This is a genomic window from Bacillus sp. K7 (assembly GCF_053903245.1).
This window is the reverse complement of sequence record NZ_CP096406.1, coordinates 570803-596448: the sequence shown is the minus strand read 5'-3', so window position 1 is coordinate 596448 and position 25646 is coordinate 570803. Positions and strand designations below refer to the sequence as shown.

The window sequence follows — 25646 nt, the reverse complement described above, 5'->3', positions numbered from 1 at the left end:
GTCATTGAGATTCATCTATTTTTAGGAGGTTATCCAGTTGAAAAAATTCCCGAAGAAATTACTGCCTATCGCGCTTTTATCAACTATTGCGTTCAGCAGCTTAGCCGGCGGCAGTGTGCCTGAAGCTAGCGCCAAGGAAAAGAAAAAGGGGAATCAAGACGAAATTAAGAATGTGATCGTTCTGATTGGTGATGGTATGGGTGTGTCGTATACGTCCGCTTATCGTTATTTAAAGGATAATAAAAAGACAAAGTTTGTAGAGCCTACCGCTTTTGATCAATACCTTGTCGGCCAGCAAACGACTTACCCTGAAGATCCAGAACAAAACGTAACAGATTCTGCAGCTGCGGCTACGGCTATGTCAGCTGGAGTGAAAACATATAACAATGCGATTGCGGTGGATAACGACGGGTCAGAGGTCAAGACGGTTCTTGAAGCAGCGAAAGAAAAAGGAAAATCAACAGGACTTGTGGCCACTTCAGAAATCACACACGCCACTCCGGCCTCTTTCGGTTCCCACAATCACAGCCGGAAAAACATGAACTCGATTGCCGATGACTATTTTGATGAAATGGTAAACGGCAAACACAAAATTGATGTGCTTCTCGGCGGAGGAAAAAGCAATTTTGACCGAAAGGACCGCAATTTGATCAAAGAATTCAAAAAAGCGGGATACAGCTATGTGGATAACCGCAAGAACATGCTTAAAAATAAAGACAGCCAAGTTCTCGGCCTATTCGCTGACGGCGGCCTGCCTAAAATGATTGACCGCACGAAGGATATTCCTTCATTAAAAGATATGACAAACATTGCTATTAAAAAATTAAACAAGAATAAAGACGGTTTCTTCCTCATGGTGGAAGGCAGCCAGATTGACTGGGCGGGACATGACAATGATATCGTCGCTGCCATGAGTGAGATGGAAGACTTCGAACAAGCTTTTAAGGCGGCTATTGATTTCGCCAAAAAAGACAAGCACACATTGGTTGTCGCAACGGCTGACCACTCAACCGGCGGGTATTCCATCGGTGCGGACGGCATCTACAACTGGTTCAGCGAACCTATTAAAGCCGCAAAGCGCACACCTGATTTTATGGCAGAAAAAATCGCTGACGGCGCAGGTGTTGAAAAAACATTAAAAACGTATATTGACCAAAAGAAATTATCTTTAACAAAATCAGAAATTCAATCTGTTGAAAAAGCAGCAAAAACGAAAGAAGTGCTTGAAATCGATAACGCGATCGAGGAGATTTTCAATAAACGCTCCCACACTGGATGGACGACAAGCGGACATACTGGTGAAGATGTTCCCGTCTACGCGTACGGACCGTCCAGCGAGGATTTTGCAGGGCAAATTGACAATACGGAAATCGCAAAAAAAGTTTTCGACGCTTTACAATACAAGATTAAGATTAACGATAAGTAATAGAATACAAGGTGTCCCGTTACTTGTATGAAAGTGACGGGCTCTCTTTTTAATGGAGGAATCATGATGAGACGAATTCTTTCGATTGCTGTTTTTATCGTCATGCTTGCGGGCTGCTCGTCAAACGCCAATACAGAAAAACAAAATGCGGGCGAGGAGCAAAAGGTAAAAGCCGCTCCGCAGAGCACATCATCTCAAAAAGACAGCAGAGATGAGTATCAGCCTAATTCCCAAGTTACCGATGACCGATCTTTGACGAAGGCGGGCCAAACGTTTTCTGATGACAAAGGAAAAGCTGTTTTAAAGGATATCAAGCAAGTGAATCAAACTTACAAGATTGGCGACGTGGAGTTAACAGTAAAAGAGATGAAGCTGATCCATTTGCGTCCGGACTACAGCATGATTGATTATTTTCATGTGTTAACACACGATGAGGAGTTTGATTTCGTTAAGGTCTTCATTGACATCAAGAACACATCTTCAAAGAAAGTAAATGTTGCGCCGATTGCCTTAATGAAAACAAATACAGGGGAAACCTTTGATTGGAACAAAGACATTTATCTTGAAGAGTTAAATGGGGAATTGGAAGCCGGAGCCGAGAAGTCCGGAAATCTTGGTTTTATTGTGAACGCATCAAGCGGCCATGCCCATGATGAAGAGTCTCAACAGAAAAAAGCAAAAGAGATCAAATGGATCGAAATCACAACAAGTGACGTCTTTGACCACAACCATCAGAAAATCAGTGATGCTCAAAAGATTAAAATCGAGTTTTAAATGTCGAACTCCCGTCCTGAATGACGGGAGTTCTTTGCTTATTTGGTTTTTTGACGAATCAATTTATTCATCCGCTCCATCACTTCATCCATGTCCATGCACTCTTGGAAGCTTTGATTGATTTTTTGGATCCCTTTCGTATATTGATCGTGATGCAAAACCTCATCTACGCCCTCTTTTAATTTTTGCACATCAACTTCATCTTTTGAGATGACATAGCCAGCATGAAGTTCAGAAAGACGCTGTGCCACCATTGGCTGATCCTTGTCATGGGGCAATACAACCAAAGGCACATTGAAATGGATGCCTTCATTTACGCTGTTCATTCCACCGTGTGTAATAAAAACATCAGCATGATCCAGAACCTCCAGCTGAGGGACATATGGGGCGATGATAAAGTTTTCCGGCGCCTGCTTTAATTTGGCCAGATCCGCTTTTTCTCCGGCAGCGATAACGACTTTTCCGTTAAAGCAAGAAAATGCATCTATACAAAGGTTGAAAAATTCCTCCGTATGATCCAGAACAGTGCCCATTGAAATATAAATGACCTTTTCATCTTTTAACTGTTCAATTGGGAAATCTGATTTTTCCGCTCTCTTTGGAAAGCTGGGACCGATAAACAGACATTCATCCCCGAAACGATCGCTTTCAGGCTGAAAATAACGGCTTGTATACACGACATTCAATTCCCCTTTATTGTTCATGAATTGAACCAGATTTTTCGGGGCAACACCGTACGTTTCTTTCATTTGAGCCAAAAGGTCTTCGCATTCTTGATCCAATTCAAGCGGGATTCCGGATTCCGGATGCAGCGGCAGGATTTTCAGATGCTCTTCGCCAAACAGGAAGGATGCTGATGAAGAGACTCCGGGAATATCTAAGAAATCCCTCACCAATTCCCCCGCCCCGAATTTATCAAAATAAACAAAATCAAATTGAATGCTCTTAGATAAGTCTTTTACTATATGTAAAATGTCCAGCGAGGTTTTGATATGGATTTTAAGAAACTCAAGAATTCCATTGGGTGAAGCGATTTGAATAGGTGTTGTTCGGAGCAGGTCGCGGTGAAGGTGGACAGTTGCGCCCGCTGCTTCTAATCGTTTTTTATATGTTTCAGTGGAAATATAATGGACATCATATCCCTTCTCGGAAAATGCTTTTGTGATGCCTAAGGTTGGATTCACATGGCCTTCCGCCGGAAAATTTAAAATCAATACCGTTTTCATTTTGACTACTCCCTCTCACTCGCTATGTTTGATCAGACTCTACTAATCGTAAAATGGGAACGCAACGCCACGCAAGGGACAAATGATTGATTCATGAAACGCATCTGGACTAAATCCTGAAAAGACACCAAGCTTTGGTGTCTTTTTCATACCTTTCTGATCGTAAAAAATTTCCGCAAAAGCCATGGGCCTGGCGTGAAACCCAAGGTTAACTGCCAAGCGCCTATGGCTTGCAGTCCGTATTCCCGGACGATCAGCATTTTCTGGCTCATGCTTCTGACATCTTCAAACCATACCTCATGCGTCCGCCCCTGTTGATCACGGTATCGGAAAAAAGGTGATTGGTATTCGGCTGAATATTGGATCGGGGTTTGGTACCTCATCGCTGTTTCGATTGCATTTTGATTTGAAATGGCTGAAGCAACAGTGCCCGGCTGGTACGGGATAATCCAGTCGTACCCGTAGAGCGGAACTCCAATGATGATTTTTCTGCTTGGCACCTGCGCAATCGCAAACTCAATGGTGCTTCTGATCTCCGAAATCGGCGCTACAGGCCCCGGCTCACTTCCGGCATGATGCCAATCATAAGCCATGATAAACATATAATCGACAACTGCTCCGATCCCTCCGTAATCATAGCCCCTCAGCCATGGAATATTATCGCTTGTTTTTGCAGGAACAGCTATCGTCAGCACATACCCTCCCGCCTGAAGACGATCTCTCAGCTGGAGCAAAAATCCAGTGAACAGATCACGATCCGCGGCGCTTACCTGTTCAAAATCGATTGTCACACCCCCATATCCTCTTGTCGAGACCAAGTAATAAATATTGTTGACCAGATTGGTTCTCGCTGCCGGATTGTTCAGGACTTGGCGAACGAGTTCTGTGCTGAAACCATCTGATGTAAGGTTTGTTATGGTAGCAAGCGGCGTCACTCGTCTTTGCCATGTGGTCTCGATTGCAGCCGCATCATTCAATTGATTTGCAATGTCGCCGTTAGGTGCAAAATGGTATTCGAAAATCGAAATTGAAGACGAGTATGGGGCAAAGTCATTAATTAATTCGCGATCGAGATCGGGATTTCGGAGCACATAAAAACTTAACGTTCCCGCAATGTAATTTGAGATAGAAGGGATCGTTATTTTTGCTCCGACTTGCAATTCATTTGGGCTGATGCCCGGGTTTGCCGCCCGCAGCCGCTCTAATGGAACAAACGATTTTGCCGCAATGGCGGTCAGCGTGTCTCCCGGCTGAACCGTATACACATAAAGAGGGATAAGCAGAGCCTGACCGGGCACGATATTCGTTTCTTCTAACCCGTTCACACCCCGGATTTGATCAACAGCAGCATCGTATCTTCTGCCTATGGAAAACAAAGAATCACCAGGCCGGACGATATGGATAAACATGTGTAACCCCCATTATTCGTTAATAAATCCATCATAAAATGGTATTAACGGGAGCCCTTTTATATGTTTGTGAACACAAAAAAACCAAGGAGAAGCTCCCCCTGGTACCGTATCACGCAAATCAATTCTCTTTTCCTTCTCCAATCACATGTTTCAAATGCTCACAGTCATGATTGAAATGAGCCATCACATACTGTTTGGCCGCTTCTTTATTTTTCTTTTTCACTTCTTCAAATATCTTGCGGTGTTCACTCAATATCGTTTCTGCACGGTGGTCGCCAGTATAATTTAGGATTCTGCAAAAGTGAATCAGATCATTGACATGCTCAAGCAAATTTTTTAAATGTCTGTTATGGCTAAAATCGACAAGGAGCTCATGAAATTTTTGGTTTAAGCTGATGATTACCGTATCTTCTGTTCCGTTGTGAATGGCTTTTTCTGTTTCTTCAAGCTGTTTTTCAAGAATGGCAAGCTCTTCCTCATCCGCTTCTTCTATGACTAGCTCAACTGCCAGCTGCTCCAGCGGAATTCTGATTTTATAAATCTCATCTACATCTTTTGCCGTTAACGATGTAATAGAAAATCCATTTCGGTCATCTGCTTTTAACAAACCGTCTTTCTCAAGCAGCCGCATAGCTTCCCTTATCGGAGATCGGCTGACACCAAAGCTTTTCGCCAGTTGTGTTTCGTTGATCCGTTCCCCCGGCTTAAAAGTTCCGTTGAAGATCATTTTTTTCAGCTGGTTATAAAATTGCAGGTAGTAAGGAGTCGGTTTGTCTAATTTAAAATCGTCCATATATAATACCTCTTTTGAATATATTCATGGGCTTTTCTTCATCAAAATCATATAACAGATGGTAATGGGAAGCAACAAACTGCCTTGTCAGATCTCAGAATTTGAGGTACGATATGTTTGCTGAACGACGGTCGACGGACTACTGGCAACTGAAAAACCGGCATGCTTTTCATCGTCAATGAGCCGCCATACCTCCGCCAAAACAGCGCACTCTTACATTCTTATACCTTTTCAATGGAGGAAAAATATGCTCATTATTCTAGTTATGTTTCTTTTGGGAATTATTTTAGGCTTTATTGGTGCCGGAGGAGCAGGCTTTGTCATTGCACTTTTAACTCTTCTTTTCCATATCCCGATTCATACGGCTCTTGGCACTTCTCTCGCCGGCATGGCTTTTACCAGCTTATCAGGGGCGTACAGCCATTATCGTGAAGGCAACATTCAGATGAAAATCGGCTTAACAGTCGGATGCTTTGCTGCGGTTGGCTCATTTTTCGGCGCCAAGCTGACATCCTTTATTCCGTCTGATTTGCTACACTACTTGACGGCTGGGATGTTGTTTTTATCAGCGATTCTCATTTTAATCAGATTGTTTCTTTTAAAAGAGAAGGCTCAAATGAATCAGAGCCACCTTTCAACGTATACGAGAGCGGTCATTTTAGGCATTGTTTCCGGCGTTCTTTCCGGCACTTTCGGCATTGGGTCGGCGCCTTTTATTCAAATCGGTTTAATGATCATGCTGAACCTGTCCATCCGCCATTCTGTCGGAACGACGATGCTTGTGATCATTCCTCTCGCTGTAGGTGGAGGAATCGGATACATCACAGAAGGTTATGTCGATTATATACTGCTGATGAAAGTCTTAGTCGGCACGATGTGCGGTGCCTATGTAGGCGCGAAATTCACCAACCTTATGCCAAAGGTGGTTCTGAAATCGGCCATCTTCTTGACTCCTGCGATTGCGGGCCTGCTGTTATTATTCTAACTAAAACAAAAAACCTGACGCCATGTCAGGTTTTTTTATGAGCTGTGCTCCGCTCGCTCCTTCGTTAGTCCAAAAAACGCCAGCGAACCGATGACCGCTGTCACAAACATGATCGCTCCCATTGGAATGGCAGTCGTTTCATTAATGCCGACAAGCGGGGAAACGATCGATCCGAGGAGAAGCGGAAGCATGCCAAGCAGCGCACTTGCGCTTCCGGCTCGGTGCCCCTGCTTCTCCATAGCCAGCGTAAACGTGCTGGTCAGAACCATGCCAATTGTAATCATGTAAATAAAAATGGATATGACTAATGTGGCGAGAGGGCCGTGAATAATGGTCATAGCCAAAAGCACAGCCGTCGCAATCATAGCGGTAATGACAGCTATGCGAAGCAGGCTTTTTTCATGGATGATTCCGCCAAAGCGCCCGATGATAAAGCTGCCCGATATAATCGCCAGGCCGTTAATGCCGAACAGAATACTAAACACCTGCGGCGACACTCCATAAATATCCTGGTATACAAAAGGCGTACCGGACACATATGCAAAGCTTCCCCCGTGAACAAATCCGACCGTTAACGCGTACCCCATAAAGGACCGATCCTTCAGCAGGCTGCCCATCGTTTTAACAGATGTTCCGATTGAGCTTGGAATCCGTTTTTCCGGCGGCAGCGTTTCTTTTAATCGAAACGCAATCAACAGGACAAGTAAAAACCCGATGATTGTTAACACGTGAAAAATCGTATGCCACGTTGCAAATGGCAAAAGCAAAATGGCGCCGCCTGTCATTGGCGCAACCATTGGCGCAACAGCTGTAATAACCATTAACAGCGAGAAAAATTTAGAAAGCTCTCTTCCAGTAAACACATCGCGGACGATGGCGCGAGACAGCACAAGTCCCGCGGAAGCGGTGAACCCTTGTAAAAAGCGCGCAGTCACTAGTGTTGTAATGTTGGGCGACAGCGCACAAAACAGAGAAGATAACGCAAATAAAAAAATACAGATTAATAGCGGCTTTCGTCTTCCCTGCGCGTCACTGACCGGCCCGACGATCAGCTGGCCGATGGTAAGGCCGACTAGACAGGCTGTTAAACTTAACTGTACAAGTGAAGCACTTGCTGATAAATCATCCGCGATTTCAGGAAAACTCGGCAAATACATATCTATATTAAGCGGGCCCAATATAGCAAGCATGCCGAGCAGCAACGCCAATGCCAAGCGTTCTTTTCCAGTAGGATTTTGCAGCATGTTATCAAACCTTCCCTTCAACCTAGTCCCTTATGTCAAATCCATGTCAACCCCAACGATGGATTGAAGCTGTGAAACATTTGTATATTGTATCATAACTTTCAAGCTGTGAAAGCCGCTTAAAGCTTGAACGAAAGACACAAAAAAATCAGGGTCTTCTGCCCTGATCAAGTAAGTGCCGATCCTCTTGTTTTATGCCCATAACCGCAAACCCGCCATAAGAAGTACACCGCTGATCACAGTAATGGATAAGCTTTTCGTTTTCATCGCAATCAAGAGGGTCGGGATCAAGATGGCGGCTGCAGGCCAATTCAATTGCACAGTACCATTAGACTGAATCATACAATCCTTTACGACCAGCGCTGTCAATATACACACCGGCACATAGGAAAGCCATTTGAGCACGGGCTCCGGCAAAGTGATATTCCGTACAACTAAAAAAGGAATGATACGGGGAATCATCGTCACCAGCGCACAGCCGATAATCACCATCAAGACGTATGTATTGATACTCATTTATCCGTCACCACCCCGATTGTCGCTACGATGGCCGTTGATATGATGACAGCAAGATGAGACGGCATAAAGAAAGAAAACACAACCATGGCGATCACCATATAGATCATGAGAGAGACATAATGTTTGAGCTTCGCCGGCACAACATGCTCCAATTGAAGAATCAGCAGCGCTAAAAACATGGCCGTCACCGCGAAATCAAGTCCGAATGATTCCGGGTCGGTTATCCATTTGCCAAAAACAGCACCCGCCAGACAAGACAGCACCCAGCACGCATATGCTGTAAGGTTTAAGCCGAACATCCAGCGATCGTTAATCGGCTCGTTTTTGACAATCTTATTGGAAGCCACACCAAACGACTCATCTGTCACCATCATGCCGATCCCTACATTTTTCGCCAGTGAATACTTTGAAAAATGAGGAGCGAGCGCAGCACTTAATAGAAAATTCCGCAAATTCACGATAAACGTCGTCAAAATAATGGCGGACATCGGGCTGTTTACCGCCAACAACGCACACATAATAAACTGGGCGCCGCCCGCAAAAACCAATCCCGACATAAGCACAATTTCCATCACGCTCAAATGCGATGCAATTCCCACGATTCCGAGTGCCAATCCTACACTGATGTAACCGATCAGCGTCGGGATACAATCTTGAAGCCCCTTCAGAAATGTCGGCTCGTCAGTTTGTGCATGAGCCATTTCTTTCTCAGATATCATTCTGGTCCCCTCCTCGTCTAACATATTATACACTTGTATGTTATAGCTGACAATAGAATGTAATAACAGATTTCCATATGTTATAATGAAAACGAATATGGACGTAAGGAGATACATGTATGGATGATATCCAAGCCATTATCGCAATGAATCTGGTCAAACTTAGAAAAAACAGAAAACTGACTCTTGATCAAGTTTCTGAATTAACGGGTGTCAGCAAAGCGATGCTCGGACAAATCGAAAAAGGGAAATCAACCCCGACTGTCACCACGCTATGGAAGATCGCAAACGGGCTTCAAGTATCCTTTTCTATATTTCTGAAAGAAGACAAACCGAAAGTGAAAAAGATCAATCTGAAGGATATTGAACCTGTTACAGATAATGAAGAAAACTACAGTGTCTACCCTTTTTTTCCCTACAATCCTGAAACAAAGTTTGAAATTTACGTTGTTGATCTGAAACCTGGATGTATACATGAAGCAAAAACACATTTAGGAGAAGAATATCTACTCATTAAAGAAGGTGAATTAACGGTTAAACTGCAAGACCAGGAGCACATGCTCGCTTCAGGAGATGCCCTGCAATTTACAGGATCAACCCCGCACAGCTACATCAATTCTTCTGAAAAAACGGCCAGCTTTTTTCTGCTGATGTTTTATCCTGAGCCGCAAGAATGACCAAAACCTCCCTTCATAAACGAGGGAGGTTTTTTAAATGTGCAAATGGCTTGCAAGTTGGAATCAATCATTGTATATTAATTGACGTGTCAATCATTGATATATCAATTAATAGGTTTGACAAGAAAGAAGGGATGGGTTTTGGCGTCATTTTGTTCAGAGGAAGCCGAGATTTTATATCAGCTGCAAGGCGTGAACAAGGTGATTGGCGTGAAGTTCGAGGCATGCACGGGCATCAGCCAATCTCGTTTGGAATTGCTGACATTGCTTTATCATGCAGATGAGATCAGTCAAAGCGACCTTCAAAAGAAAGTAAATATAGATAGCGCAGCCGTCACTAGACACCTGAAACAGCTGGAAGCCAAAGGCATGGTCTCAAGACGGCGCAAGCCTGAGGACAATCGCATCACCCTTGTTCGGTTAACAGCCCAGGGAAGAGAGCGGATCGAGTCTTCTAAGAAAGAAAAGGAGCGTTTCATGAAGGAAATGCTCGCAAATGTAAGTGCTGACGAGCGCCGCCTGCTTATTGGTGTGCTGGCGCGTATGCGTAACAACATAGACAATATCGAAGCTTAAGAGGAGTGTATCAACATGATCAAAACAAACGATTTTATGGAGATTATGAAAGGCCGCCGTTCTATTCGCAACTATGATCCAACGGTGACAATCAGCAAAGAAGAGATGAAAGAAATCTTAGAGGAAGCAACAACTGCGCCATCTTCTGTTAACGCGCAGCCATGGCGTTTTCTCGTCATCGACAGCCCGGAAGGAAAAGAAAAGCTCGCACCGCTTGCAAGCTTTAACCAAATACAAGTCACAACATCATCTGCCGTCATCGCTGTATTTGCAGACATGAACAATGCAGACTACTTAGAAGAAATTTATTCAAAAGCGGTGGAACTCGGTTACATGCCGCAAGAGGTCAAAGATAGACAAATCGCCGCGCTGACCGCTCATTTTGAAAAGCTTCCCGCGCAGGTAAACCGCGAAACCATCCTGATTGACGGAGGGCTCGTTTCGATGCAACTGATGCTGACTGCACGCGCGCACGGCTATGATACAAACCCGATCGGAGGATACGATAAAGAAAACATCGCGGAAACGTTCGGATTAGATAAAGAACGGTATGTACCGGTCATGCTTCTTTCTATCGGAAAAGCAGCGGACGAAGGCTATGCTTCCTACCGTCTCCCAATTGATACAATTGCAGAATGGAAGTAAAACAAAGAGCCCAGACTCATTTCTGGGCTCTTTTCTCTATTATTCTTTGATTTTCTTCCTTCTAAACGGCCACCAGTTGCCTTCTCCAAAGGTCACGATGATTGCCGGCATAAAGAGCGGAAGTATGACAAGGCCGTAAAGCAGCAGCCCGATAATGATGACACTCGCCACCTGCATCAGCGTATTGACGCCCGAGGGCATCATCGCCGCGAACGTGCCGGCCAATATAATGGCCGCTGTAATAATGACGGACCCCATTTTGCTCATTGACTTGATGACACCTTGCTCTATGCCAAGGTGCACCTCCTCCTTAAAGCGGTCAAGCAAGAAGATCGAATAATCCACGCCTAACGCGATCAAGATGACAAAGCTGAAGAACGGTACTGCCCAGCTGACGCCGGCATTTCCCAGGCCGTTCACAAAAATTAATTCTGTTATGGATATCGACGTATAGTACGTCAACAGCAATGACGCGATCATATAAATCGGCATGATCATCGAGCGGAACAAAATGGTTAACACAATAAACAAGCCTATAATCATGATCACCATTGTTCTGGAGAAGTCCGCTGTGGACAGTTCTTTTAAGTCCGCATTCACACTTGTGACTCCGCCGTATACGATCTGGGCATCCTCCAGAGGAGTGCCGTCGACTTCGTTTGCTACGGCTTTTTTGATTTGATTGATTGTTGTAATGGCCTGTTCTGAATAAGGATTAGAGTCCAGGACGACGCTTAATTTCACGCCTTTGCCATCCGCAAAGGAATATTGGTCAATTGACTTCTTAAAGCCTTTATCCTTCATGACTTGATCAGGAATGAATATGCCTGTATCTCTTACGCTTGAGCTTTTGCCCATGTTCTCTAACATATCACTGGAAGCTGACATGCCGTCAGAGATTTTCGTCAGGCCGTCATTTGCACTCTTCACGCCTCCGGCCAGCTTCTTCAGGCTTTCTGTCAGCGTTCCGGCTTGTGCCTGCTGGCCTGAGAGCTGCTGGTCCGCTTGTTCAAGGCCAGTTTGAATCTGTCCAAGCTGTCCGCTGATTGCCGTAAGCTGCTGCACGGTCTGTGCGGTATTGCCGGTTTGGGAAATCTGTTTGCTCACAAGCTGCAGCTGCTGATTGATTTTGCCCAATCCGTCTGCCGCATCGCCTAGTGAACCGCCGGAGCTGCTATCTGAGGCAGAGCCGGTTTGCCCAGCCATTTGATTCAATCCATTTTCTATATCCGTTAAACCGCTCTGGACATCGGTGATTCCTTTTGCCGTCTTATCCAGCCCGTCTGAAACTGAGTTTAGCTGTTTATCAATATATAAATCTTTGATTGTATCACCGGTCGGCTGTGTAATGGTCATGACAGAGTCAACATGATCGACTTTCTCAATCGCTTTGCTGACATTTCCAAGGTAAGGGATTGTATCAGCTGTCGTGAGTTCTTTGTCTCCTTTCACGATAACATTGATCGGGAACGCTTTCCCTTCACCGAATCCATCTTTGATGGCCTCAAGAGCTTTTACTGATTGATAATCGCTGCTGATTTCCGCAGTCGAATCGAATGAAATCTGGTCATCATAGGCCAAGATGAACGGAAGCGTGATGATCACCGTGATGACAATAAACAGAAACGGACGCACAACCGAATGTCTGCCAAGAAACGCCCATAATTTATTGTCACTGTGCGACAGCACTTTTTTAGAAGGCCAGAATAACTTTTCTCCCAGTGTCACCATAAATAATGGCAGTAATGTGTAGAGGATGATCATTAAAATTCCGACACCGACTGCGACTCCTACTGCGGATTGGAAAATCGCAAATTTCGCAAAACCTAAGGCAGAAAACCCGATTAATACAGCAAAACCGCTGATAAATAAGGTTTTTCCTCCTGTACGGTAAGCGATAAGGGCCGCTTCTTTTTTGTCATATCCATTTGCCAATTCTTCACGGAATCGGGTCAGAAGCAGAATGCAGTAATCTGTTCCGATACCGAACAGGATGGCGACTAGGAAAGTTTGTGTAAACGTCGAGATAGGAAAATCGACATTGTACACGAGAATGCCCAGAATGGATTGACTGATGAGATAAGAGAACCCGACAACCACAATCGGGATAAAAGGCGTCACAACAGAGCGGAACACGATCAGCAATAAACCGATGATCAAGCAGACTGTGATCACTTCCGTTTTCTTGAGCCCTTCCTCTGAGCTGTGAGCGAAATCCTGATTGATAAGAGAAGCCCCTGTTATATATGCGGTTACATCATCAGGAACGACTTTATACATGTCATCGGCGATTTTTTCCGCCTTTTTATCAGAACCTGTAATCGTGACAGGAACGAGGACGGTTTTCTTGTCTTTCGAGATCAATTGGTCTTTGACTTCTTTTTCCGCCGTCAAAGGAGACGTTACACCTTCTACCCCGTCAATTTTTTTGATTTTATCAATCATTGTCCGGAGCTGATCCTCTGTGTCTTTTTTCAAAGCGTGGTCTAATGTCAAGACCATACTGATCGAATTATTGTCTTCTCCCGCTTGTTTTAAAATGGCATTCGCTTTTTCTGAAACGGCATCAGCGGGAAGCTGTGCCTGCCCCTTTTGATTGGCAAGCTCCGTGACGTTCGGAGAAAACAAACTCAGTATCACGGTTAGTGCTAATATAACGGCTGCAATAGCCCACTTGAATTTGATGATTGCTCTCATTCGGCAGGATCTCCTCCTTTAAATTTGCTTTTTAGAATGGTGAATATCTCTATGATAGAGTTTAAGTGTTCCTCATCTATATCGTCGATTAGCTCTTTAAGAGCATTAAAAATAGCTGAATCTAATTCATCCAGTATGTCTTCACCGCTGGCTGTGATGTTGATAAGCTTAGAGCGCTTATCACGATTTGCCGGACAGTCATCCCATTCAACCAATCCTTTTTCAAGCAGCTTTTTCAATCTGTTCGAAATCGCGCTCTTATGTACATTTTGATACATAGCCAGACTGCCGGGAGAGGTTGGTCCTTTGACTTTTAAAATTTTTAACAGGTCCGCCTGTTCTCTGGAGATATGCTTGAAGACATCCTGATTGATTTCACGATGCACAAACTCTGTCCCCTCGAGTAATACTTCCACAAACAGGTTTATCGCCTGACATAGCTTTTGTTCATTCAACATCTTCCCCTCCTCCAATTAGTTTACCCCTCTAAACTATATGATCAATGTCAATTAGTTTATTCCTCTAAACTATGTCTGTCAACCTATTTTATTTATGAAAACTCCACAAAGAACTCCTGTTCGTTATACAATGGAGGTATAAACCCGAAAGGAGAAAACCGACATGTCAGATTTCTCACTGCATTTTTATGAATATAACGTATGGGCCAATCAGCAAATATTCAATCGGTTAAAAGAGCTTCCAAAAGAGGTCTATCGCCAAGACATTCAAAGTGTGTTTCCGTCTATATCCCATGTCTTATCTCATGTTTACCTCTCTGATCTCGGCTGGATTGAAGTATTTTCCGGCAAAAGCATGAACGATGCTCTGGCATTAGCTGAACAGCTTAAGGACCAGACAGAGGCAAAAGAAATAGAGGAGATGGAAGCCCTGTTTTTGAAGTTATCCGAGCGCTACACCTTATGTTTACAGCAAAACGAACAGATCGATAAACCTCTCCAGATTCAAAACCCCTCAGGCGGAATCATGCCAACGACTGTTGCTGAGCTGGTTCCCCACGTAGTCAATCACGGGACATACCACCGCGGAAATATCACAGCAATGCTGCATCAGGCAGGATACTCATCTGCTCCCACAGATTATGGGCTCTACCTGTATATGAAAAAAGCAGAAATGGCATAAAAGACTTTTTTCAAATGGATTTTTCAAAAAACATTAAAATTTCTTTACCATTTACCTTTATAGTAAAAAAGATAGAAATTTTAGTGTTATAATAATCATTAAAAACGTATTGCTGGCTCAAAACAATTTTCAATGGAGGAACATACAAAGTGACAGACGATATGACGAAAAACAATATAAATCAGCAAAACTTACAGAGGGGCCTGAAAAACAGGCACATCCAGCTCATCGCCATCGGCGGGGCGATTGGGACGGGGTTATTTCTCGGCTCAGGAAAATCGATTCATTTTGCCGGCCCTTCGATTTTATTCGCCTACTTGATCACAGGGATCATTTGTTTTTTAATTATGAGATCTCTCGGTGAACTGCTGTTATCGAATTTGAACTATCACTCTTTTGTTGATTTTGTACAAGACTATCTAGGCGATATGGCAGCCTTTATCACCGGCTGGACATACTGGTTCTGCTGGATTTCCATCGCGATGGCTGATTTGACAGCCGTCGGGCTTTACACTCAATATTGGCTCCCCGGTGTCCCGCAATGGGTGCCCGGCTTAATCGCTCTGATTGTTTTATTGATTATGAATCTGGCAACCGTCAAGCTTTTTGGAGAATTAGAATTTTGGTTTGCGTTAATTAAAGTCATTGCCATTTTGGCGCTGATCGCTATTGGTCTTGTGATGATCTTCAAAGGGTTTCCCACTAGCTCAGGGGCCTCCAGTTTCACAAATCTCTGGAGCCATGGAGGCATGTTCCCGAATGGAATGCACGGGTTTATCCTCTCGTTCCAGATGGTTGTGTTTGCCTTTGTCGGCATTGAGCTGGTCGGACTTACAGCTGGTGAAACAGAGAACCCTGAAAAAGTCATTCCTAAGGCGATTAACAATATCCCAATCCGGGTGTTGCTTTTCTATATCGGAGCTCTTCTTGTGATTATGAGCATCTATCCTTGGAATGTCATCAATCCGAGCGAAAGCCCGTTCGTACAAGTATTTGTCGCGGTTGGCATCGTCGCGGCAGCAAGTATTATCAACTTTGTTGTTTTGACATCCGCTGCTTCTGCATGCAACAGCGCTGTGTTCAGTACAAGCCGCATGATGTATTCCCTGGCGAAAGATAGCAACGCGCCGGAATCAATGGCGAAACTGACTCCGCGCAAAGTACCTAGAAATGCGTTGTTCTTTTCAGGTATCGTGATTTTAATCGGTGTCACGCTAAACTACATCATGCCAGAAGGCGTATTCACCTTGATCACAAGCATTTCAACCGTCTGCTTTATCTATATTTGGGGCATTACGGTCATCTGCCATATGAAATACCGAAAAACAAGACCTGAATTAGCGAAAACAAACAAGTTTAAGCTTCCGCTTTATCCATTTGCAAATTACCTGATTCTTGCGTTCCTGGCGTTTATCATTGTTGTTTTAGCATTAGCTCAAGACACTCGGGTTTCCTTATTTGTTACGCCGGTTTGGTTTATTTTGCTGATTGTGATTTATAAAGTGCGAAAAGCAAAACTTCAATAAGACTCGCGTCTCCTGCCTCAAAAATGAGAGCAGGAGTTTTTTTTATGAAAAATATACCAAATGACCTTCGCTTTCGCATGTGAAGTTATGCTATAGTGTGTGTAACAAACAAGAAGGGATGATGGGTGGACAATGATTAACTAATCTTATTTTTACGTTTGAAATCAATATTTCAAATCAGAAAAAATAGGATTAGTCTGCCCATTTTCTATATATACGACATGGCTATTGATGAACAATAGCTTATTTGCAACGGCGCGGCTAATCCTTCCAACACATTTGGGAGGATTTTTGATTCTCCCTTTAAAGCGAGGGATATGAATGAAAGAGATCGTAACATTAACAAATGTCAGCTATGAAGTGATGAACCTCACTGTTTTTAAAAACGTAAATGCCAGTGTGCAGCAAGGAGATATCATTGGGATGATCGGCAAAAATGGCGCCGGGAAATCAACATTGCTGCACCTCATTCACAATGCCTTAGCCCCTTCACAGGGACAGATCCGAAGATTTCGGCAGGATTTAAAAATGACGCTGGTAGAACAGGAAACCATGTCGTATTCCTTTGCGGACCAGACGCCCGCCGAAAAGAAATTACTGAATAAATGGCGTGTGCCCGTCCGTGATTTCCAACAGTTAAGCGGCGGCGAAAAACTGAAAGCGCGGCTGGCAAAAGGACTATCAGAGGATGCAGACCTTTTACTGTTAGATGAACCGACGAACCACCTTGATGAAGAAAGCTTGCAATTCCTCATTCAACAGCTGAAAAGTTATAGAGGCACTGTGATTCTTGTTTCTCACGATCGTTATTTTTTAGACGAAACCGCAACAAAAATTTGGTCGCTCGAAGCTCAAACCTTGATTGAATTCAAAGGAAATTACTCTGGGTATATGAAGCACCGGGAAAAGCAAAGGCTCGCCCAGCAGCGTGAATATGAGAAGCAGCAAAAAATGGTTGAACGGATTGAAGCCCAAATGAATGAGCTTGGTTCATGGTCGGAAAAAGCACACGCTCAATCGACGAAAAAGGAAGGGTTTAAAGAATATCACCGTGTAAAAGCGAAGCGTACGGATGCCCAAATGAAATCCAAGCGCAAGCGGCTTGAACAAGAGCTGGAAAAAGCAAAGGCGGAACCCGTTGAGCCGGAATATACTGTCCGTTTTTCAATGGATACAATCAAAAAAACAGGAAAACGCTTTTTGGAAGTTCAGCATGTAACGAAGGCTTTTGGCGAAAGAATCCTATTTAAAAACGCACACTTTACAATTCAGCACGGCGAAAAAGTTGCAATCATAGGCCCCAATGGCAGCGGAAAAACAACATTACTGAAAATCATTCTGGGAAAGGAAACGGCTGAGGGGCATGTATGGGTGTCGCCGTCTGCAAATATCGGCTATCTAACGCAGGAGGTGTTTGACTTGCCTTTAGAACAAACACCGGAAGAGTTATTTGATCATGAAACATACGAAGCAAGAGGACATGTTCAAAATCTGATGAAGCACTTAGGTTTTACAAGTCCCCAATGGGCGGAGCCGATCAAGCATATGAGTATGGGCGAACGTGTAAAGGTCAAACTGATGGCTTATATTCTCGAGGAAAAAGACGTGCTGATTTTAGATGAGCCGACAAATCATCTCGACCTGCCCTCACGCGAACAGCTTGAAGAGACACTGTCACACTACAGCGGCACATTGCTGGCGGTGTCACATGACCGCTACTTTCTCGAAAAAACAACAAACTGTAAACTCGTCATCTCGGACGATGGCATCGAAAAGCAGTTACATGGCGCTCCTTCAGAAAGAAATGAGCGGGAGGAGCTTCGTTTAAAGCTTGAGACAGAAAGACAAGAAGTGCTGGGAAAGCTCAGTTTGATGACGCCGAATGATAAAGGATACAAGGAGCTTGATCAGGCTTTCAATGAGATGACAAAACGAATGAAAGAGCTGGATCAATAGCGGTAAGGGATACCAAGGGCTGTTCACCCTTGGTATTTTTCAAGATTTTGCCTTCAGCCCTTGCCAAAAAATTTCGAAGGAAATCTCTAAAGATCGCTCAAATGATTGTTTATTCTCGTATACCAGCTGAATGTTCAGCCCGTCAAAAAGAGTGATAAAGGCAATCGCACACTTCTCGGGCGGACAGGTGATGCCCGATTCTTTAAAAACAAGGGCAATTCGGCTTTTCAAAGCATGCAGAAACAGCAGGTACTGGGCTGAAATAAAATCACTTACTTCAGCAGGAGCCTTAAACGACATCGCCTGCAAAAAGGCTACATTGGGCATAGCATGAAAGCGCACCTGGGTTTCTTTTAAAAAATCATATACTAGATTTTTGGCTGGCATATCCTTTCGGGATTCAAAAAAATCATTGATAAACCCTACTTCTTCTTCAACAATCTCCGGATATACTTCCATCAACAGATCCTTTTTTGATGAAAAATGGTAGGACAGAGATTGTTTCCGGATTCCCAATTCTTTGGCAATATGCGCCATTTTAACTCCCTCATACCCAAGCTGATTAAATTGGCGAACGGCTTCGCGTTTTATATGTTCTCGGGTCACTGTTCTGCCCTCCCCCTAATGTTTTATTTCTTTTCTCTTGGAACAGATAAATAAAATATATAATAAAAGAAACAGCAGGTACACCAAAATGGAAGCGATATAAAGTGCCTGATAAGAATAGACCGTTGCCACAACACCCAGTAATAAAGAGCCTCCGCCAATTCCCATATCAAAAAAATTAAAGAATGTCCCCATGGCATCCTCATGTTCATGCTCTTCAACAAGGTTGATACACCATGTTTGGATAGCCGGAAATATGGACCCAAATCCAAACCCGTAACATATTGCCGCAGCAAAAAACATGCCATCGGTTTGGGCAAGATACAGAATTGACAGCCCTGCTAAAGAGAAAATCGAAGCGGGGATAAGGATAGCGGCCGCTCCGAATCTGTCAAACGTTTTCCCAGAGATAAGACGTATAAAAAAACTGGCTGCCGCAATCAGAAAGAAAAACATTCCGACACTTCGGAAACCCTTTTCTATCGCATAGAGTGAAAAGAAGGACATGATTGCAGATGCAGCAATTCCGACTAACAATATGAGAAACGAAGGAAACAGCACACGTCTTTCTAACACCTTGACCTTTACCATTCCCTTTTCAGCGGTGTCTTTTCCTTCAGGCCGCCTCCGAACGAGTACAGCCATTAACACAGCCAGTAAAAGAACAGACATCCCGCCTAAAAAAAGTCTCTGAAAATCATAAAGCTCCAGTGCCGCTATACCAATCATCGGCCCAACCGAAACCGCAATCGTTTCGCCTACTCCAAAATATCCAATCCCCTCACCCCGGCGCTCCTTCGGAATAATTTCCGCGGCGATCGTTGCAAAATAAGTAGTTGCTAACCCAAAACCGGCTCCATGTATTAAACGAATGAGCAATAGGACGCCTACGTCTGATGCAAGATAATAGGCTCCAGTTGAGCAGGCACTGATCACAATCCCACATATAAGTAAATATTTTTTGTTAAATCGTTTAGCCAAAACCCCTGCAAAAGGACGTATGGCAATGGCAGATATCATAAAAATACCTGTAACCAATCCAACTTGCTTTGCCCCACCCCCGATAGCCGTAACAAACAAAGGCAATGTCGGCAATAACATTTCAAACACCATAAATAAAAATGCATTTGAAAGTGTGACAAAAATAAATGATATGGACCATATTTTTGCAGTATGTATTTTTTCCGCATGTAAATCCATCAGCTTCTTCTCCTTTTCTTTTGATCTATCACACTCACTTTATCTGACTATGGTCAGATTGTAAACTGTGAATTTATAAAAACATTTGGTAATTACTTGATTATTACATTCATAAACTGACATTAGTCAGATTGAAGTTCATATGGAAAATAAGTTTATTAGTCGTTACAGACGAGGAGATCTATAGAATACTGACAATTGCAATAATCATTACATCAAAAAGACTGGCTGCAATCAGGATATCTTTCCGTTGTCAAACATCAAAACGATGTCCAACTTTAAGCAAGGGGACGGCCTGGTGTTATGCCATTTTCAAGAAAACAAAACCCCCTAAAAGGGGGCTTGTCATTGGATAAGCGTAAACTTTATTCTTCTTCATATAACTGATAAACCCTTTTCAGCCTTTCTTCGAGCTGTTCAAAATGAACGAAACGGGCTTCTCTCAGGAACTCAGTCCCATCAACGAACAAAAGAAGCACAGGGACGGTGAAGACTGAAAATCTGCCGGCAACCTCTTCTACATCGTCAGCATTGATATGACCCAATACGATCTTTGGAAACTGATCCAATAATAGTCTGAGCTGCGGCAGAACAGCGTGACATACTGTACAGCCGGGTCTTGATATATAGATAAAACTGAATTGATGCTGTTTAATGAAATGTTCTACAGCAGCTAGTGAATGTAATTCTGTCATCTCTTTCATCAATGTACTCCTTTAAATGGGTCTGTCTTTCATGACTATACTCAGCGATCCGTATCATTCACTATACACATTTACAGCTAGTCTATCCGCTTTTTTGCTTAGCTTTGTACCCGCAAATTAAGCTTGAAAAACCAAAAACAAAAGAACAGTTACCGGTTATCAGTAACTGTTCTTAAATACTTTGGATATTAAAAGTGCAGCGCGTAAGCCCCTGAACCGATGAGCGCAACGCCGATGGAGACTGCAATCAGCACCACGTTATATTCAAAACCGCCGGCACCGTTCGCAAATCCTTTCGCTCCATGGACTTTTACGATGGCACCTAACATCACGATCGTGATGATAGCAGCTCCAAGCGGGAGGAATACACCTAAAATAAATAGAATTCCGCTTACGAATTCCCCAAAACCTGTTAAAGCGGCCGCAGCGTTACCTGGTTTCACTCCAATTGACTCGAACCACTGGCCGGTCCCTTTAATCCCGTATCCGCCAAACCAGCCGAATAATTTTTGTGATCCATAAAACAGAAATACCACACCAATCATAATACGAATAAGCAACAGTCCTGCATCTTCCATTTTTATCTCTCCTTGTTTTTGATGTCACATGCTGTGCTGACAGGCAGCAAGTCTTGTTATTTTACCGCCAGCAGTTCCAGCAATCATTTATTAAGTATATGTGTCTTCTTTTCTTCAGGCTTCCGCATTTATTACAATCAATCTAATTCTCTCACTTCAAACGGCAGCAGCCCTTGTTCAATTTGTGTGCGGTGCGGTTCATACTGCGCAGGCAGCATCAATTTTCCGCCCATTGTTTCAGGTGATTCATCATGTGCAAAGCCTGGCGGATCCGTTGCGATTTCAAACAGGATTTCTCCATGTTCTCTAAAGTAAATCGCATTAAAATAGTTTCTATCCTGGACAGGAGTCACACCGTATCCGTGAGAAGCAATATATCTGTGCCAATCTAATTGATCTTCGTCATCTCTAGCACGCCAAGCGATATGATGCACCGTTCCGGCTCCCAATTGCCCGCGGCCAATTGGCGTTACTTTAAGGTCAATCACATTTCCGATATCCCCGGCAGATCGATAACGAACGAAGTCTCCTTCCTTGCCGACCAGATCCAGCCCCATGATGTTTTCTAATAGTTCAGCGGTTTTGTCAGGCTGCGCTGATAACAGGGTTGCACCGCCAAAGCCTTTAATGGCAACATCAGGTGTTACATCTCCGAACGTCCACGTATTGGCTTCTCCCTCTTCTCTTTCCACAATCTCTAAATGAAGGCCGTGCGGATCATCAAATTCTATATATTGTTCTCCAAAACGCTCGATTTTGGTGTAGGAAACGTTGAACTTTTTAAGTCTCTTTTCCCAAAAAGCCATAGCTCCCTTCGGCACCACATAAGAAGTTACGCCAACTTGACCGTCTCCAATGATGCCTTGGCGGGCTCCCGCCCACGGAAAAAAGGTGATGATGGTTCCCGGCTTCCCGCCTTCATTTCCAAAATAAAGATGGTACGTACCTGGATCATCAAAATTGACCGTTTGCTTAACCAATCGAAGCCCCAGAACGCCTGCGTAAAAATCTGTGTTCTCTTGAGGGTGTCCGACAATTGCTGTAATATGATGGATTCCCATCGTTTTTTTCGCCATTTTTATCCGCTCCTTTACACGTTATTTAGATGTACTCAACAAACTCATTCACAGGCTTCCTGTAGCCGCGCGGTTTTCTGCTCTCTGTTTTTTCTTTTCCAATTGTAATCATCATGACAACCTCAAATTGGTCATCTATATTTAAAATCTGTTTCACGGCTTCAGTATCAAACCCAATCATAGGACAGGTATCCCAGCCTTTTTCCTTAGCAGTCAGCATAAACATCATCGCGGAAAGCGAAGCATTCCTTATCGCTTCATCTCTCTTAAATGGTTCTCCCCTGTTTTCATAAAATGAAACAGTGTCTTGAACCATGTGATCATACTCTTGTTTATTTAATACCCCAAGCACTTTTAAACCTTCATAGATGTCCGCCGCCTGCTGATATGCCTGCTTATCCCCTAATACCAAAAGAACCGCAGATGAGCTAAATACTTTATATTGTCCGTTTGCGGCCTGCTTCAACTTTTCTTTTACATTCGGATCCAGAACCGTCACATATTTTGTGTGCTGCAAATTAAAAGCTGATGGAGCCAACGCAACCAATTCAAACATCTCGTTAAGTTCATCTTTTGTGATGGGACGATCTGGAAGGAAGTTGCTTGCAGATCGTCTTTCATTTACTAACTGTTTAAATTCAGCCATTTATTACACTCCTTTTATCTCGAATTCGAGATATTATATTATAAAAAATTCATTCATTGTGATTCAAAAGAACCAACAATCTTTTAGATTGCTTTTCTATGTTCAGCAACATTTATCTTGAATTAAAATATCTTGAATATGAGATAATAATAAAATATATATCTTTTAATGTCAATAGGTGTTAAAAAATCAGGTGAGATTTTTCACTCTTTGTCTGCTGTGTGTTCTTTTAGCCTTGCGCCAACTTTTTTTCTGCCGCCTTATTTATTAGTAAACAGGAAACAACGTTGCTATAGACCCACTCGAAATTCAATTGGTATGATAAGCAAAGTGATTTCACAAGAAAGGGTGCGGAGAGTGAATAAGAAGCATTCGTATTTTTTGTGCAGTTTTACGGGAGGAAAAAATGGCAAGTGAAAGAGAACAAATAAGCAAAAAAGTTGCTTTGATAGCATTAATAGCCAACCTGATCTTAATGGCCGGAAAGATCTTCTTTGGCCTTATAGGCGATAGTGAAGCCGTTTTTGCAGACGGTATACATTCCGCAGCGGATGTCGTTGCTTCGATTGCTGTTCTGGCAGTGATCGGCATTTCCAACAAACCGCCCGACCAGGACCATCCATTTGGCCATGGGAAAGCTGAAGTCATTAGTGAGGCGATTGTAGGCATCATCTTACTGATCGTATCCGTTTATATTCTAATAGAAGCGGTTCTGTCCTTTGTTGAAGGGCCAAGCGTTCCACAATACAGCGCATTGTTTGCAGCCCTGATTTCGTACGCAGCCAAGCAGATCTTATATCGTTATTCCATCAAGCAGGGGGAAAAATGGAACAGTAAAGCGATTATCGCGATCGCATACGATCATAAAGGCGATATCGTTGCCTCTCTCGCCGCTTTTATCGGTGTTCTATTGGCGATTATCGGAAACACCCGCGGATGGACCTATCTTTTGTACGCCGATGCTATTGCCAGTGCCATCGTGGCTTACCTTATTTTCAAAATTTCAATGGAATTAATCAGGCCGTCTGTTGATATTCTCATGGAGAAAAGCGTTGATCCTAAGCTGATAGCGGAATACAAAGCGGTTATTTTTCAATGTGATCAAGTAAAACGAATCGATAGAATCCGTGCGAGAGAACATGGCCACTATAAATTGCTTGATGTCCGATTATCTTTAGATCATGATTTGACAATTAAGCAGGGGCACGATATTGCCCGCGACATCAGGAATGAAATCAAAAGGCAGTTTCCAGATGTGGAAGAAGTGCTCATACATGTGAATCCTTATTTTGAGGAATAGAAAAACTCCTTTCATAGAGAAGCTTTCAGATTGTTCAAAGTCATAAAGCGATTTTCGTTTTATGACTTTGTCATCTTTTCAGCGTGATTGAAAACCCTTGAAGTCTAAGTAGGGCGAGCATTGGAGCAGACTTCCGCAGGATGCGGTGACAGGGGCGTTTGACCAGGACACTCTAGCTTTTAGCTGCTGATCTTTTTTCACGTGAGCACCAACGCACAGGACTGACAACGAATCCGACGGTTTTTCGACACGCTGAAAGCTCCTTTTCATAGAGGAGTTTTCTTCATTGCCTGACGCCGCAAACTTTACTTATAGCCCCCGCCGTACTATATAATGTACATGTATACAATCCAATGAACAGAAAGGTTGTTAAAATGAAGGAGTTTTTTTCGATTGGAGAAGTTTCAAAGTTATTCAATGTAAAAATCTCTGCGCTCAGGTATTATGATGAAATCGGTCTTTTGAAACCGGAGTATAAAGATGAGCAAACAAACTATAGATATTATTCTACCCAACAGTTTGAGCGGCTGGACACCATCAAGTATTTGAGGGCATTAGGCCTGCCAATCCATAAACTTCTTGATTTTTTTCATTCTCAAAACACAAATACTCTGCTTCATTTACTGAAAAGCCAGCAAACTGAAATTGAACGCAAAAAGAGAGAATTGGAATGCATAGAAAAAAAGATCTCCCGCCGCATCATGCAAATAGAAGATGCTGTTCACACGCCGTTAGGTCACATTACAAAAATCCAACTTCCCGCATTGCGTGTGGCTTATTTACAGCATGAATATATTCTCGGCCATGATATCGAGCATTCGTTAGCGGAATTGAGAACCCGCCTGAGTGCCAACAAGGAAATTTTTATAGGCAAGATCGGTTTATCCATTTCAGCAGCAAATGTAAAAGCACATCAGTTCGACAAATATTCCAGCATATTCATGATTCTTGAAGATGAAAATGAAGAAACTTCATCCGAAATCATTTTTCCTTCCAGAGAATATCTGCAAATCCGATTTAAAGGGTCACATCCCGAAGCCGAACCCTATTACAAACAGTTGCTGGCATATATGAACGAGCATCACTATGAAATAGCAGGAGACTCAATTGAAATCACACTCATTGATTATGGAATAACAAATCATCTAGACAATTATGTGACTGAAATCCTGCTGCCCATCAAAATAATTTCATGAATATGTTTTTAACCTCCCTTGACTC

At 43.2% G+C, this 25646-nt stretch carries 25 protein-coding genes; 11 read left to right on the top strand and 14 right to left on the bottom strand.

What is annotated here, in order from left to right; genetic code table 11:
- The first annotated feature begins 37 nt into the window (after positions 1 to 37).
- Together M1D98_RS03100 and M1D98_RS03095 are read left to right on the top strand one after the other, a co-directional pair.
- Entirely contained in the window at positions 38 to 1426 is a 1389-nt protein-coding gene (locus M1D98_RS03100; RefSeq protein WP_010331132.1) for an alkaline phosphatase, read from the top strand.
- Between the two features lie 66 nt (positions 1427 to 1492).
- Positions 1493 to 2200 (top strand): membrane lipoprotein lipid attachment site-containing protein, encoded by a 708-nt coding sequence (locus M1D98_RS03095; protein ID WP_456279995.1) that lies wholly within the window; start codon positions 1493 to 1495, stop codon positions 2198 to 2200.
- A 38-nt stretch (positions 2201 to 2238) separates the two neighbouring features.
- Here M1D98_RS03095 and M1D98_RS03090 read toward each other — a convergent pair whose 3' ends face one another.
- The 3 genes from M1D98_RS03090 to M1D98_RS03080 form a co-directional block, all read right to left on the bottom strand.
- The gene (locus M1D98_RS03090) at positions 2239 to 3426 is read right to left on the bottom strand and encodes a macrolide family glycosyltransferase (protein ID WP_010331134.1); all 1188 of its coding nucleotides are present in this window, start codon (positions 3424 to 3426) and stop codon (positions 2239 to 2241) included.
- A 146-nt stretch (positions 3427 to 3572) separates the two neighbouring features.
- The gene (locus M1D98_RS03085; protein WP_456279994.1) at positions 3573 to 4835 is read right to left on the bottom strand and encodes a glycosyl hydrolase family 18 protein; all 1263 of its coding nucleotides are present in this window, start codon (positions 4833 to 4835) and stop codon (positions 3573 to 3575) included.
- 121 nt (positions 4836 to 4956) lie between these two features.
- Entirely contained in the window at positions 4957 to 5631 is a 675-nt protein-coding gene (locus M1D98_RS03080) for a GntR family transcriptional regulator (protein ID WP_010331136.1), read from the bottom strand.
- Positions 5632 to 5878: 247 nt separating this feature from the next.
- Here M1D98_RS03080 and M1D98_RS03075 point away from each other — a divergent pair, with 247 nt between their 5' ends.
- Positions 5879 to 6616, top strand: coding sequence for a sulfite exporter TauE/SafE family protein (locus M1D98_RS03075; protein WP_121642000.1), 738 nt, complete (start codon positions 5879 to 5881; stop codon positions 6614 to 6616).
- 35 nt (positions 6617 to 6651) lie between these two features.
- Here M1D98_RS03075 and M1D98_RS03070 read toward each other — a convergent pair whose 3' ends face one another.
- From M1D98_RS03070 to M1D98_RS03060, 3 genes are all read right to left on the bottom strand, one after another.
- Positions 6652 to 7860 carry a Bcr/CflA family multidrug efflux MFS transporter gene (locus tag M1D98_RS03070; protein WP_121641999.1) on the bottom strand — a complete coding sequence of 403 codons (1209 nt, stop codon included), beginning with the start codon at positions 7858 to 7860 and terminating at the stop codon, positions 6652 to 6654.
- A 192-nt stretch (positions 7861 to 8052) separates the two neighbouring features.
- Positions 8053 to 8376: an AzlD domain-containing protein gene (locus M1D98_RS03065; protein ID WP_010331140.1), complete on the bottom strand. Its 324-nt coding sequence runs from the start codon at positions 8374 to 8376 to the stop codon at positions 8053 to 8055.
- Positions 8373 to 9098: an AzlC family ABC transporter permease gene (locus M1D98_RS03060; RefSeq protein WP_010331141.1), complete on the bottom strand. Its 726-nt coding sequence runs from the start codon at positions 9096 to 9098 to the stop codon at positions 8373 to 8375. The genes M1D98_RS03065 and M1D98_RS03060 overlap by 4 nt, the downstream gene beginning before the upstream one ends.
- A 119-nt stretch (positions 9099 to 9217) precedes the next feature.
- Between M1D98_RS03060 and M1D98_RS03055 the strand changes: the two genes are divergently transcribed.
- From M1D98_RS03055 to M1D98_RS03045, 3 genes are all read left to right on the top strand, one after another.
- On the top strand, positions 9218 to 9775 hold the full coding sequence (locus M1D98_RS03055) for a helix-turn-helix domain-containing protein (RefSeq protein WP_010331142.1): 558 nt from the start codon (positions 9218 to 9220) through the stop codon (positions 9773 to 9775).
- 81 nt (positions 9776 to 9856) lie between these two features.
- A complete protein-coding gene (locus tag M1D98_RS03050) occupies positions 9857 to 10351 on the top strand; it encodes a MarR family transcriptional regulator (protein WP_082022745.1) in 495 nt (164 codons plus the stop codon).
- Between the two features lie 15 nt (positions 10352 to 10366).
- Positions 10367 to 10996: a nitroreductase family protein gene (locus tag M1D98_RS03045; RefSeq protein ID WP_456279993.1), complete on the top strand. Its 630-nt coding sequence runs from the start codon at positions 10367 to 10369 to the stop codon at positions 10994 to 10996.
- Positions 10997 to 11035: 39 nt separating this feature from the next.
- Here the strand turns inward: M1D98_RS03045 and M1D98_RS03040 are convergent, their stop codons facing one another.
- Both M1D98_RS03040 and M1D98_RS03035 read right to left on the bottom strand, forming a co-directional pair.
- Positions 11036 to 13693, bottom strand: coding sequence for an MMPL family transporter (locus tag M1D98_RS03040; protein ID WP_010331145.1), 2658 nt, complete (start codon positions 13691 to 13693; stop codon positions 11036 to 11038).
- Entirely contained in the window at positions 13690 to 14148 is a 459-nt protein-coding gene (locus M1D98_RS03035) for a MarR family transcriptional regulator (protein ID WP_026014573.1), read from the bottom strand. The genes M1D98_RS03040 and M1D98_RS03035 overlap by 4 nt, the downstream gene beginning before the upstream one ends.
- Positions 14149 to 14314: 166 nt before the next feature.
- Between M1D98_RS03035 and dinB the strand changes: the two genes are divergently transcribed.
- From dinB to abc-f, 3 genes are all read left to right on the top strand, one after another.
- Positions 14315 to 14833, top strand: coding sequence for a damage-inducible protein DinB (gene dinB, locus M1D98_RS03030; protein WP_268527847.1), 519 nt, complete (start codon positions 14315 to 14317; stop codon positions 14831 to 14833).
- 149 nt (positions 14834 to 14982) lie between these two features.
- Positions 14983 to 16359 carry an amino acid permease gene (locus tag M1D98_RS03025; protein WP_010331148.1) on the top strand — a complete coding sequence of 459 codons (1377 nt, stop codon included), beginning with the start codon at positions 14983 to 14985 and terminating at the stop codon, positions 16357 to 16359.
- A gap of 321 nt (positions 16360 to 16680) precedes the next feature.
- The gene (gene abc-f, locus M1D98_RS03020; RefSeq protein ID WP_456279992.1) at positions 16681 to 18315 is read left to right on the top strand and encodes a ribosomal protection-like ABC-F family protein; all 1635 of its coding nucleotides are present in this window, start codon (positions 16681 to 16683) and stop codon (positions 18313 to 18315) included.
- Positions 18316 to 18354: 39 nt separating this feature from the next.
- Here the strand turns inward: abc-f and M1D98_RS03015 are convergent, their stop codons facing one another.
- The 6 genes from M1D98_RS03015 to M1D98_RS02990 all read right to left on the bottom strand — a co-directional run bounded on the left by M1D98_RS03015 (position 18355) and on the right by M1D98_RS02990 (position 23125).
- Positions 18355 to 18921, bottom strand: a complete 567-nt coding sequence (locus M1D98_RS03015; protein ID WP_010331150.1) for a TetR/AcrR family transcriptional regulator — start codon at positions 18919 to 18921, stop codon at positions 18355 to 18357.
- Positions 18922 to 18936: 15 nt separating this feature from the next.
- Complete coding sequence (locus M1D98_RS03010) at positions 18937 to 20121, bottom strand: MFS transporter (RefSeq protein ID WP_010331151.1); 1185 nt, start codon at positions 20119 to 20121, stop codon at positions 18937 to 18939.
- A gap of 365 nt (positions 20122 to 20486) precedes the next feature.
- Positions 20487 to 20825, bottom strand: coding sequence for a thioredoxin family protein (locus M1D98_RS03005; RefSeq protein WP_121641994.1), 339 nt, complete (start codon positions 20823 to 20825; stop codon positions 20487 to 20489).
- A gap of 188 nt (positions 20826 to 21013) precedes the next feature.
- Positions 21014 to 21403: a DoxX family protein gene (locus tag M1D98_RS03000; protein ID WP_268558731.1), complete on the bottom strand. Its 390-nt coding sequence runs from the start codon at positions 21401 to 21403 to the stop codon at positions 21014 to 21016.
- A 137-nt stretch (positions 21404 to 21540) separates the two neighbouring features.
- A complete protein-coding gene (locus M1D98_RS02995) occupies positions 21541 to 22479 on the bottom strand; it encodes a ring-cleaving dioxygenase (RefSeq protein ID WP_456279991.1) in 939 nt (312 codons plus the stop codon).
- 25 nt (positions 22480 to 22504) lie between these two features.
- Positions 22505 to 23125, bottom strand: a complete 621-nt coding sequence (locus M1D98_RS02990; protein WP_121641991.1) for a nitroreductase family protein — start codon at positions 23123 to 23125, stop codon at positions 22505 to 22507.
- Between the two features lie 406 nt (positions 23126 to 23531).
- On the opposite strand from M1D98_RS02990, the gene mneP reads away from it, so the two are divergent.
- Together mneP and M1D98_RS02980 are read left to right on the top strand one after the other, a co-directional pair.
- Positions 23532 to 24425 (top strand): manganese transporter MneP, encoded by an 894-nt coding sequence (gene mneP / locus M1D98_RS02985; protein WP_010331157.1) that lies wholly within the window; start codon positions 23532 to 23534, stop codon positions 24423 to 24425.
- Between the two features lie 374 nt (positions 24426 to 24799).
- A complete protein-coding gene (locus M1D98_RS02980; protein ID WP_121641990.1) occupies positions 24800 to 25621 on the top strand; it encodes a MerR family transcriptional regulator in 822 nt (273 codons plus the stop codon).
- The last annotated feature ends 25 nt before the right edge of the window (positions 25622 to 25646 follow it).

Bases quoted from the DNA above. Each gene is read 5' to 3' on its own strand.
- M1D98_RS03095 (WP_456279995.1), top strand. From the start codon at position 1,493: ATGAGACGAATTCTTTCGATTGCTGTTTTTATCGTCATGCTTGCGGGC.
- M1D98_RS03090 (WP_010331134.1), bottom strand. From the start codon at position 3,426: ATGAAAACGGTATTGATTTTAAATTTTCCGGCGGAAGGCCATGTGAAT.
- M1D98_RS03085 (WP_456279994.1), bottom strand. From the start codon at position 4,835: ATGTTTATCCATATCGTCCGGCCTGGTGATTCTTTGTTTTCCATAGGC.
- M1D98_RS03080 (WP_010331136.1), bottom strand. From the start codon at position 5,631: ATGGACGATTTTAAATTAGACAAACCGACTCCTTACTACCTGCAATTT.
- M1D98_RS03075 (WP_121642000.1), top strand. From the start codon at position 5,879: ATGCTCATTATTCTAGTTATGTTTCTTTTGGGAATTATTTTAGGCTTT.
- M1D98_RS03070 (WP_121641999.1), bottom strand. From the start codon at position 7,860: ATGCTGCAAAATCCTACTGGAAAAGAACGCTTGGCATTGGCGTTGCTG.
- M1D98_RS03065 (WP_010331140.1), bottom strand. From the start codon at position 8,376: ATGAGTATCAATACATACGTCTTGATGGTGATTATCGGCTGTGCGCTG.
- M1D98_RS03060 (WP_010331141.1), bottom strand. From the start codon at position 9,098: ATGATATCTGAGAAAGAAATGGCTCATGCACAAACTGACGAGCCGACA.
- M1D98_RS03055 (WP_010331142.1), top strand. From the start codon at position 9,218: ATGGATGATATCCAAGCCATTATCGCAATGAATCTGGTCAAACTTAGA.
- M1D98_RS03045 (WP_456279993.1), top strand. From the start codon at position 10,367: ATGATCAAAACAAACGATTTTATGGAGATTATGAAAGGCCGCCGTTCT.
- M1D98_RS03040 (WP_010331145.1), bottom strand. From the start codon at position 13,693: ATGAGAGCAATCATCAAATTCAAGTGGGCTATTGCAGCCGTTATATTA.
- dinB (WP_268527847.1), top strand. From the start codon at position 14,315: ATGTCAGATTTCTCACTGCATTTTTATGAATATAACGTATGGGCCAAT.
- abc-f (WP_456279992.1), top strand. From the start codon at position 16,681: ATGAAAGAGATCGTAACATTAACAAATGTCAGCTATGAAGTGATGAAC.
- M1D98_RS03010 (WP_010331151.1), bottom strand. From the start codon at position 20,121: ATGGATTTACATGCGGAAAAAATACATACTGCAAAAATATGGTCCATA.
- M1D98_RS03005 (WP_121641994.1), bottom strand. From the start codon at position 20,825: ATGAAAGAGATGACAGAATTACATTCACTAGCTGCTGTAGAACATTTC.
- M1D98_RS03000 (WP_268558731.1), bottom strand. From the start codon at position 21,403: ATGGAAGATGCAGGACTGTTGCTTATTCGTATTATGATTGGTGTGGTA.
- M1D98_RS02995 (WP_456279991.1), bottom strand. From the start codon at position 22,479: ATGGCGAAAAAAACGATGGGAATCCATCATATTACAGCAATTGTCGGA.
- M1D98_RS02990 (WP_121641991.1), bottom strand. From the start codon at position 23,125: ATGGCTGAATTTAAACAGTTAGTAAATGAAAGACGATCTGCAAGCAAC.
- mneP (WP_010331157.1), top strand. From the start codon at position 23,532: ATGGCAAGTGAAAGAGAACAAATAAGCAAAAAAGTTGCTTTGATAGCA.
- M1D98_RS02980 (WP_121641990.1), top strand. From the start codon at position 24,800: ATGAAGGAGTTTTTTTCGATTGGAGAAGTTTCAAAGTTATTCAATGTA.